Origin of the sequence: Parvularcula dongshanensis (assembly GCF_014199615.1) — a bacterium.
Taxonomy (GTDB): Bacteria; Pseudomonadota; Alphaproteobacteria; order Caulobacterales; family Parvularculaceae; genus Parvularcula; species Parvularcula dongshanensis.
This window is the reverse complement of sequence record NZ_JACHOB010000001.1, coordinates 1,032,242-1,041,097: the sequence shown is the minus strand read 5'-3', so window position 1 is coordinate 1,041,097 and position 8,856 is coordinate 1,032,242. Positions and strand designations below refer to the sequence as shown.

The 8,856-nt window shown below is 69.2% G+C and carries 11 protein-coding genes and 1 tRNA gene; 3 read left to right on the top strand and 9 right to left on the bottom strand.

The genetic code is table 11. The features are described 5' to 3' along the window. The first annotated feature begins 22 nt into the window (after window positions 1-22). Window positions 23-277 (top strand): DUF4170 domain-containing protein, encoded by a 255-nt coding sequence (locus GGQ59_RS05025; protein WP_183816382.1) that lies wholly within the window; start codon window positions 23-25, stop codon window positions 275-277. A gap of 9 nt (window positions 278-286) precedes the next feature. Here the strand turns inward: GGQ59_RS05025 and GGQ59_RS05020 are convergent, their stop codons facing one another. After that, window positions 287-562, bottom strand: a complete 276-nt coding sequence (locus GGQ59_RS05020; protein WP_183816380.1) for a hypothetical protein — start codon at window positions 560-562, stop codon at window positions 287-289. 68 nt (window positions 563-630) lie between these two features. Further along, window positions 631-1,107 (bottom strand): peroxiredoxin, encoded by a 477-nt coding sequence (locus tag GGQ59_RS05015; protein WP_183816378.1) that lies wholly within the window; start codon window positions 1,105-1,107, stop codon window positions 631-633. Window positions 1,108-1,246: 139 nt separating this feature from the next. Between GGQ59_RS05015 and GGQ59_RS05010 the strand changes: the two genes are divergently transcribed. Further along, the gene (locus tag GGQ59_RS05010; RefSeq protein WP_183816375.1) at window positions 1,247-1,870 is read left to right on the top strand and encodes a YqgE/AlgH family protein; all 624 of its coding nucleotides are present in this window, start codon (window positions 1,247-1,249) and stop codon (window positions 1,868-1,870) included. Between the two features lie 3 nt (window positions 1,871-1,873). Here the strand turns inward: GGQ59_RS05010 and GGQ59_RS05005 are convergent, their stop codons facing one another. The 5 genes from GGQ59_RS05005 to GGQ59_RS04985 form a co-directional block, all read right to left on the bottom strand. Then, window positions 1,874-2,566: an EAL domain-containing protein gene (locus tag GGQ59_RS05005; protein ID WP_183816373.1), complete on the bottom strand. Its 693-nt coding sequence runs from the start codon at window positions 2,564-2,566 to the stop codon at window positions 1,874-1,876. Then, the gene (locus GGQ59_RS05000) at window positions 2,563-3,168 is read right to left on the bottom strand and encodes a GNAT family N-acetyltransferase (protein WP_183816371.1); all 606 of its coding nucleotides are present in this window, start codon (window positions 3,166-3,168) and stop codon (window positions 2,563-2,565) included. The genes GGQ59_RS05005 and GGQ59_RS05000 overlap by 4 nt, the downstream gene beginning before the upstream one ends. Continuing rightward, a complete protein-coding gene (gene thrC, locus GGQ59_RS04995) occupies window positions 3,165-4,559 on the bottom strand; it encodes a threonine synthase (protein ID WP_183816369.1) in 1,395 nt (464 codons plus the stop codon). Before thrC ends, GGQ59_RS05000 begins: the two co-directional genes overlap by 4 nt. Window positions 4,560-4,624: 65 nt before the next feature. Continuing rightward, window positions 4,625-5,614 carry a YihY/virulence factor BrkB family protein gene (locus tag GGQ59_RS04990; protein ID WP_183816367.1) on the bottom strand — a complete coding sequence of 330 codons (990 nt, stop codon included), beginning with the start codon at window positions 5,612-5,614 and terminating at the stop codon, window positions 4,625-4,627. Then, complete coding sequence (locus GGQ59_RS04985; protein ID WP_183816365.1) at window positions 5,611-6,957, bottom strand: cation:proton antiporter domain-containing protein; 1,347 nt, start codon at window positions 6,955-6,957, stop codon at window positions 5,611-5,613. Before GGQ59_RS04985 ends, GGQ59_RS04990 begins: the two co-directional genes overlap by 4 nt. A 133-nt stretch (window positions 6,958-7,090) precedes the next feature. Between GGQ59_RS04985 and GGQ59_RS04980 the strand changes: the two genes are divergently transcribed. Then, window positions 7,091-8,275 (top strand): endo-1,4-beta-xylanase, encoded by a 1,185-nt coding sequence (locus tag GGQ59_RS04980; RefSeq protein WP_343074251.1) that lies wholly within the window; start codon window positions 7,091-7,093, stop codon window positions 8,273-8,275. A gap of 3 nt (window positions 8,276-8,278) precedes the next feature. On the opposite strand, the gene GGQ59_RS04975 is transcribed toward GGQ59_RS04980, so the two are convergent. Together GGQ59_RS04975 and GGQ59_RS04970 are read right to left on the bottom strand one after the other, a co-directional pair. Next, window positions 8,279-8,578 (bottom strand): I78 family peptidase inhibitor, encoded by a 300-nt coding sequence (locus tag GGQ59_RS04975; RefSeq protein ID WP_183816361.1) that lies wholly within the window; start codon window positions 8,576-8,578, stop codon window positions 8,279-8,281. A 99-nt stretch (window positions 8,579-8,677) separates the two neighbouring features. Beyond that, window positions 8,678-8,763, bottom strand: a tRNA-Tyr gene (locus tag GGQ59_RS04970). Between the last annotated feature and the right edge of the window lie 93 nt (window positions 8,764-8,856).

The window sequence follows — 8,856 nt, the reverse complement described above, 5'->3', positions numbered from 1 at the left end:
TCTTTAACCTTACGAGGTCCCGATGTCCGAAACCGAAACCATCACGTCGAAGCAGCTTCTCCACCTCGTCTTCGGCGGAGAGCTCACCAGCCCGCGGGAAGCGCGCTTCAAGAACATCGACGAGATCGACGTCGTCGGCATCTTCCCCGACTATGCGAGCGCTGAGCGTGCCTGGCGCTCCAAGGCGCAGGCGACCGTGGACAGCGCGCATACGCGCTACTTCATCGTCCACCTGCACCGGTTCCTGGATCCCGACGGTGACGGCCTGATCGGCTGAGGAAGAAGCTTACGCCGGCGCCGGGCGCCAACCTGGCCGCGCCGCTCGGCGCGGCAGACGCCCGGAGACGGCGGCAAGCAGCAGAAGAACCGGCATCGCCACCGCGAAGGCGACGAGGATCAGCCCCGTCACCGCGACCGCGAGCAGCAGAAGCGCCAGCGCACCGGCTGTCCGGACGGAGGGCGGCAGGCTGGCCCCTGCAAGGTGAGGAAGGCTCGCGCCTCGTGCCGGCGCCTCCTCGGACGAGAGGACGGTGCGGCGGGGCATGAGAGCGAGCGCTGACATGGTCATAGGTAAGCAGACACCCGAACGCTTGAGAAGGGTCCCGGACGCCTCCTGACCGCGCGGCCTTCTTACAACTGCGCGAGCAGGTGCTCGGCGGAGGAGACCTCGAAGGCGCCTCCCTCCTCGACGTCCAGCCGTTCGACGACGCCGTCGTTCACGACCATCGCGTAGCGGCGCGACCGTTTGCCCATGCCGAAGCCCGTCCCGTCGAGGACCAGGTCGAGCGCCTCGGCGAGCGCGGCGTTGCCGTCGGCGAGCATCACGATGCCCTCTGCGCCGGACGCTTCCGCCCAGGCCTGCATGACGAAGGCATCGTTCACCGAGGTACAGACGAGCTGGTCGATTCCCTTCTCGGCCAACGCGTCCTTCTTCTCGACGAAGCCCGGCAGGTGACGCGCCGAGCAGGTCGGCGTGAACGCCCCGGGCACCGCGAAGAGCACCGAGCGCTTGCCTGCGAAGAGCTCGCTCGTCGACACCGCCTCCGGTCCGTCCGGCGTGGCGCGCATGAGCTGCAGGTCGGGGAGGCGTTCGCCGGGCTGGATCATGGATCGGTCCTTCGTTTGACCCAGGGCCCCTGGCCCTCGCCGCGCCGCAGGTAAAGGGGGCCCCGCAGCTTTGCGAAACGACACGTTCGGGCGAGCGCCGCTTGCTTGTTTCACCGTTTCGCCTTCCTAATTCAGTCTTATGGCGATCTCATCCTACATCGGCCCCGAAGGTCAGACCGCTGGCGGCACCGGCTCAGGATTGGCCGGCCGCTTCCTCATCGCGATGCCGCAGCTCGACGGTGGCGCCTTCGCGCAGTCGCTCGTGCTCGTCTGCAGCCACGACGAGGAGCACGCCTTCGGCGTCGTCGTGAACAAGCCGATCTCCGGGCTCTACATGGCCGACATCGTCTCCGAGATGTCCATCACGCCGAGCCCCTCCGCCCTGACACGCGCGGTCCATTTCGGCGGTCCCGTCGACATGCAGCGCGGCGCTCTCCTCCACTCTCTCGACTGGCGGACGGAAGAGACGCTGATCGTCGCGCCGGGGATCGGCATGACGGCCACGCGGCCCGCCCTCGTCGCCGTCAACGAGGAAGAGGGTCCGCGCGACGCGGTCCTCTTCATGGGCCACGCGGCCTGGGGTCCCGGTCAGCTCGACGCGGAGATCAAGTCGAACGCCTGGCTCGACGCGGACGGGGCGCCGTCCCTCATCTTCGGCGACGATCCCGAAGGCGCGTGGGACGAGGCGCTGCACTCGATCGGCGCCAGCGGCGCGCTGCTCTCGGCGATCGCGATGCCGCCGGGTGATCCTCTGCCGAACTGATGCTCAGGGGGCAGGTCGCCCGAAGAGGTAGCCCTGTCCGTACTGGCAGCCGAGCGCTCGCATCGCCCGGGCGGTGCGTTCGTCCTCCACCCCCTCGGCGATGACGGGTACGCCTAGGCGGCGCGCGATCGTCGTCATTCGCATCAGGCTCGCTCTGACGGCGCGGCTAGAAGGCGCCTGCGCGAAGGCCTTGTCGGTCTTCGCGAAGTCGAACTGGAACTGGGTCAGTCGCGCCAAGGTCGCGTGCCCAGCGCCGAAGTCGTCCATCGCGATCCGCGCGCCCGCCCTTCGCAGGCCCGCCATCACCGCCGCCGCCCGTCCCGGCGCCATGATCCGGTCCTCGGTCACCTCGATCACCAAGGCGCCGGCGGGGGTCCGGTGGCGCCCGAGGATGGCCTCGACCATCCCGACGAGGGGCAGCTCATCGAGAACCCGCGCGGGCACGTTCACCGAGACGAAGTGAAGGCTCCGCGACCGATCGGCGATCCGCCGTGCGGCGAAGTCGATCATGCGCTCCGTCAGCGCCAGCCCCTGATGCCCCCCGACGAGCCTCGGAACGAAGGCGTCGGCCTCCAGGAGCGTGCCGGTCTCGCCGCGGAGCCTCGCCAAGGCCTCGTACCCGACGATCCGGCCGCTTCCGAGCTGGACGATGGGCTGGAAGCGGGCCGTTAGGTCGTCGAGCCCGACGCCGCTCAAACCGTCTCCGCCTCGGCGCGGGACCGCTGCGGCGCGGCGGCGCTCAGATCGCTGCGCAGGAGCGAGACGAGCTGGTGGTCCCGCCGCGCCCCGTTCACCTCGAGGAAGCCGCGCACGACGCCTTCCTTGCGGAACCCGGCCTTCTCGAGAACCCGTCCCGAGGCCAGGTTGTCCGGCAGGTAGGCCGCCTCGACCCGCTCGAGCGCCAGGCTCTCGAAGGCAAAGGCCGTCAACGCGCCGACCATGGCCGTCGCGTAGCCCTTTCCCCGCTCCGGCGCGTCCGTCCAATAGCCGAGGCTCCCGCTGCGCGCCGCCCCTTGGCGCACGGAGGCGAGCCGGCACACGCCGACGAGACGATCCTCGACGAAGGCATGAAAGGCGAAGCCGGTTCCGAGGCTCCGTTCCGTCGCATAAAGACGAAGCCGGCGCCGGTAGGCCCGCTCGGTCAGGTAGTCGCGTGGCCAGCGAGGCTGCCACGCGCGCAGCCCTTCGACGTTGCGCAGCGCGACTTCGGCCCACTGCCGATAGTCCCGCTTCGACGGCGCGCGAAGACTGACGGGGCCGTGGATCAGCTCGTCCGTTCCCGATGTCGTCTCCCTCACCGGCCTGCGAGCTCCCGCACGGCGTTCTGGACCACGCCGAGGTCGGCGGGCAGCGCATCGTAGCGCTCCTTCGCGCCCATCAGGCCATCGAGGCGCGGCGGCAGGCCGGGCCTGTACCCCGTCGCGGCCTCGACCGCGTCCGGAAACTTGGCCGGATGCGCCGTGGCGAGGGTGACGAGCGGTCCTTCGAGGCCGTCCTCGCGGGCCTGCGCCGCCGCGTGAAGTCCCACGGCGGTGTGCGGATCGATGGTCATGCCCGTCGCTTCTCGTACGTCGCGCATGGCGGCGTCGACCGCCTCCCCGGACGCGGCGTAGGAGGAGAACTCCTCGCCGATCCTGCTGCGCATGGCCGCGCTGAGGTCGAAGCCGCGCCCCCCCGCCTGATGCGCCATCAGCGCCCGGACGGTCGCGGCGTCTCCGTCCGAAGCCTCGAAGAGGAGCCGCTCGAAGTTCGAGGAGACTTGAATGTCCATGCTGGGCGACGTCGTTGCGGCGACCCCCTTCGGCTCGTGCAGTCCGGTCCGCAGAGCGCGGTCGAGGATGTCGTTCTCGTTCGTCGCCACGATCAGGCGGCCGACCGGCGCGCCCATCCGCTTGGCGACGAGGCCCGCGAAGACGTCGCCGAAGTTCCCCGTCGGCACGCAGTAGGAGACGGGCGCCCCGCCCCGCGCCAAGTGAAGCGACGACGTCACGTAGTAGGCCGCCTGCGCCACGATGCGGGCCCAGTTGATCGAGTTGACTGCGCCGAGGGACACCTCGTCCCGGAACGCATCGTCCGCGAACATCGCTTTGACGAGCGCCTGGCAGTCGTCGAACGTCCCCTCGACCGCGACGTTGAGGACGTTGGGGGCGGTCACGGTCGTCATGAACCGCCGCTGCACTTCGGAGATGCGCCCCTTCGGATGCAGGACGCAGACGCGCACCGCGGAGAGCCCGGCGAGCGCCTCGATCGCCGCCCCGCCCGTGTCGCCCGAGGTCGCGGCCACGATCGTCATCCGCCGCCCCGCCCGCTCGAGCGCTCGTTCGAACAAGCGTCCGAGGAGCTGCATCGCCACGTCCTTGAAGGCGAGCGTCGGTCCGTGGAACAGCTCGAGCAGGAAGTCGTCCGCCCCGTGCTGGACCAGCGGCGCGACCGCCGGGTGACCGAACCGGGCGTAGGCGGCCTGAGCGACGGCTTCCGCCTCGCCGCCCGGCAGGTCGGGCGCGAAGGCCTGCAGCACGCGCGCCGAGACCTCGGCGAAGGGCTTGCCCGCCAAGGCTTCGACGTCGTCGAGCTGCGGCCAACTCTCCGGCAGGAACAACCCACCATCAGGTGCCAGGCCGCCGAGCATCACCTCGGTGAAGCTGAACGTCCGTCCGCCGGGATCGGCGCGGGTAGAGCGGTATCGCATGAGAAGAAGGCCCTGTTCGCGCCGAAGCGGTTAGCCCATCGGCGGGCGCAGCGGAACCGGCCCGGCTACTCTTCCTTGGGCTTGGGCGGCCTGACCCGGCCGAGTGAGTCCGCGACCACGGCGCCGCGCTCGCCGAGCGGACGGGGCCGGCCGCTCGTCGTGTCGACGGCCGTCTGATGCTCGGCCTCGGCGTTGATCTTGGCCCCCGTGATGACGACGAGCGAGGTCACCCAGATCCAGGTCTGCAGCAGGATCACCGCCCCGAGCGAACCGTAGGTCTTGCCGAAGTCCGCGACGGACGCCGCGTACCAAGAGATGAGGCCCGACGCTAAGAGCCAGAGGACACCGGCGAGCACGCTGCCCCAGGTGACCCAGGACAAACGCGCCGGCCGCCGGCTCGGTCCGTAGCGGTAGAGGAGCATGGTGCCCGCGACCATGCCGCCGAAGAGGACCGGCCACCGCAACAGCGAGAGGCCGAGTTCCGCCACGAGCGGCAGGCGCAACGCCTCCAGGAGCGGCGGCACCGCGACGACGAGGATCAGCGTCATCGCGGCGAAGAAGATGAACCCGAAGGTGAAGCCGAGCGACAGGAGGTTGATGACGAGGATGTTCCGCCGCTCCTTCTCGCGATAGGCGACGTTGAGCGCCTCGAACATCGCCTTCATCGAGCGGTTCGACCCCCAAAGCGCGACGAGGAACGCGATGATCGAGGCGATGCCGAGCTTCGGTGCGGAGGTCGAGGCCACCCGCGTCATCTCGTCGTAGAGGAACTTCGCCGCGTCGTCCGGAACGACCGCCGACAGCGCCAGCGCCTGATCGGCGGCTTTGGAAGGGTCCGAGATGAGGCCGTAGATCGAGACGAAGAGGGCGATGGCGGGGAACAGAGCCAGCAGCGAGTAGTACGCGACCCCGGCCGCCACCAGCATGAGGTGGTCGTCCAGGAACCCCCCGCCGAAGCGGCGCAGCACGTCGAACCAGGCGCGCGGCGGCAATTGCCGCGGCGTGATCGCATGCCGCCCCCGGTCCTTGGCGAGCTGATGCGTGTCGAGCGTCATGCGGAGGAGCTAGCGCGCGCCGATTGGGCTTCCAGGGGTTCTCCCCGCTTCCGGTCCGCAGGCTTCATCGTGCGTTCCTTCGTCTCCTGCATGACGAGCGCGGCGGTCGCGCCGTGGACGACGACCGAGATCAGGATCGCGAGCGCGGCGACGCGCCAGGCAACGTCGATGCCCGGGAACGCCTCGTGGTTCTGCGCGTAGGCGAGGTAGAAGATCGAACCCATTCCCCTGATTCCGAAGAAGGCCGTCACCCCCCGCTCGATCGGCCGCGTACGGTGGCCGATCAGGGCGATCATCCCCGCGGCGGGACGGATCGCGAAGACGAGGAGGCCAGCGAACACCCATTCCTGCCACCGCGCGGCGCTCAGCGTATCGGTCGCGAGCAACGCGCCGAACCACAACAGAAGGAGCGCCATCAACAGCCCCTCGGTCTGGTCCGCGTAGTGATGCGGCTGCTCTTCGTAGCCGTCCTTGTGATGGACCCGGGCGTAGTGCCGGGCGGCGCGGGCGGACACGAAGACGGCCAGGAACCCGTATCCCGACAGGAGCTCCGTCAGGCCGTAGGCGAGGAACGTCGCGCCCATCACGGTCAGGCCCGAATTGTTCTCTTCCTGCTCCGCGTCGCCCACCGGCGAGTAGACGATGCGCGAGAGCGACCAGCCCACCGCGATCCCGACGAGGATTCCGGCCAGCACGCGGTAGACGAGGTCGAATCCGATCCAGTGCAGAAGCTCGGTCTCGGCATACCGGCCGATCGTCGCCTCCGCCCCGAGCGCGGCGAACCCGATCGCAAGGTAGACGAACGGAAAGGCCAGACCGTCGTTGAGGCCGGCTTCCGCCGTCAGAGCGACCTCGACCTCGTGCTCCTCGCCCGAGCCGGGACTGCCGACCTGGACCGAACGCGCGAGCACAGGGTCGGTCGGCGCGAGGCAGGCGGCGAGCAGGATCGCGGTGGCGATCGGCAGGCCGATCAGCCCGAGGCCCAAAAAGATCAGCGCGAGGATCGTCAGCGGCATGGCGATCGAGAGGAGACGCCAGGTCGCGCCCCACGCGTGAAGCCCCATCGGCCGATCGACGGCCAGGCCCGCGCCCGCCAGGCTGACGATGACGATCAGCTCCGAGGCGTGCTCGATCACCGTCAGCTCCAACCCTCCGTCGCGGGGATCGAGGAAGGGCAGCGCGAAGGGGCTGAGCGCGATGAGCGCGCCGACGAGCACGTAGAGCGCGGGAACGCTCACGAACTTCGATTGCTGAAGGATCGGTAGGAAGGTCAGCCCGAAGAAGGCTGCTCCCCCGACCACGTAGAAGACGTCGCGCGCGTCGACGGAGAGAAAGTCAGGCACTGCTCAAGAACACAAGCCGAATTCCTGCGTTCCCCATGCCGGCTGCGACGGTTGACCGCTGAAAGGCCCGCCGCGACACTCCATCGGACGGGCGGTCGGCGACGCATCGACCGCCCCTAAAGGGTGGGAAACCATGACGTATCTTTCGCGGCGCCGGATGATGGCGCTCAGCGCCGCCATGCTCGGTGCGGGTTGCAGTGGCGGCTCGAACGACGCCTCGCCCTCGACCCCGGCTCCAACGCCCCCGCCGCCGGCACCGCCCCCTCCCCCGCCTGCACCGCCCGCAGGGCTTACGCCTTTGAAGGAGGCGGCGTCGGCGAGGAACATGCGCTTCGGAACCGCGATCAGCACGGGCGGTACGCTCGACGACGCAGGCTATCGTGACCTCGTCAGGCCCCACTGCAACGTCCTCGTCGCCGAGAACGAGATGAAGTGGCAGGCCTTGCGTCCCTCCGAGGACCGGTTCGACTTCACCGATGCGGACGCGCTCGTGAACTTCGCCCGGAACGAGGAGATCGACTTCCGCTTCCACACCCTTCTTTGGGAGGTCGAGGAACGCTACCCCGCCTGGCTGCGGACCTACGACTTCGGCGCCGCTCCGGCCGCCGAGGCCGAACGGCTTCTGACCGGGCACATCGCCCGCGTCGCGAGCACCTATCGGGACAACATGACGGGCTGGGACGTCGTCAACGAGGCGGTCGATCCTGCGACGGGCGGCTACCGCACCTCGCCCTTCTCGCAAGCCTTCGGCGGCATGGAGGCCGTTCTCGACACGGCGTTCCGCGCCGCGAGGGAGGCGCTTCCGGACGCGCCGCTCGTCTACAACGACTTCATGAGCTGGGGCTCGGACGGCACGCACCGCGACGGGGTGCTTCGCCTCCTCGAAGGCCTGCTGAACCGCGGCACGCCGATCGACGCGCTGGGCCTGCAAAGCCATCTTTGGGGCGGGAACGAAGCGGGCGACTTCGCGGACGAGGCGGGGTGGCGCACTTTCCTCGACGAGGTGACGGGCATGGGTCTCGGCCTCGTCGTCACGGAGCTCGACGTCAACGACCGCGACCTTCCGGCGGACCTCGCCGTCCGCGACGCCCGCATCGCCGAGGTCACGCGACGCTATCTCGACCTGACGATGAGCTATGAAGGCCTGCGCGACGTCGTCGTTTGGGGCCTCGTGCACCGCTACTCCTGGCTTCAGTACTTCCAGGCGCGCGCCGACGGCCTCCAGAAGCGCGGCACGCCCTTCGACGACGATTACGAACCGACCCTCATGGCAGAGGCGATAGCGGAAGCGTTCGAGGCGACGAGCGTCCGCCCTTGAGGTTCAGCCGCAGCGGACCGCAGTGACGACGCCGTCCTCGTCGACCTCGATCGTCATCCGGGTTCCGACATACTCCATAGTCACGACCTCGCCCGGACGGATGATCCGGGTGTCGAGGTCGGCGGGCAGGCTCACTGCGGCCAGCGGGTTGCCGACCAGGCTCCGATAGTCGTCGGCACCGCAATCCGGCGCCGCGGACAGGGTGGCGGGCGCGCCGTCGGCTTGGACGGGCGGAGACGTCGGCGGCTCGGCGGTGCCGCAAGCGGCGAGGATCACGAAGGGGGCGAAGCGAGTCGCGAGCATGAAGAAGCGTCCGGGTGACGAGAGAGACCACTCTGGCTCTGTGCCGAACGCGGCACAACGAGCCGCCGCAGCGCCGCTCCCGCGAGTTAGATCGAAGGATGGTGGAGGGGGCTGGATTCGAACCAGCGTACGCATACGCGGGCAGATTTACAGTCTGCTGCCTTTAACCACTCGGCCACCCCTCCGGAGCGCCTCGTCCCGAAGCCTGGCTTCGGAGCGGCGCGTATAAGGGAGCGTTTCTAGCCTCGCAACCCCGTTTCCTTGCCGAGGGAGGCCCG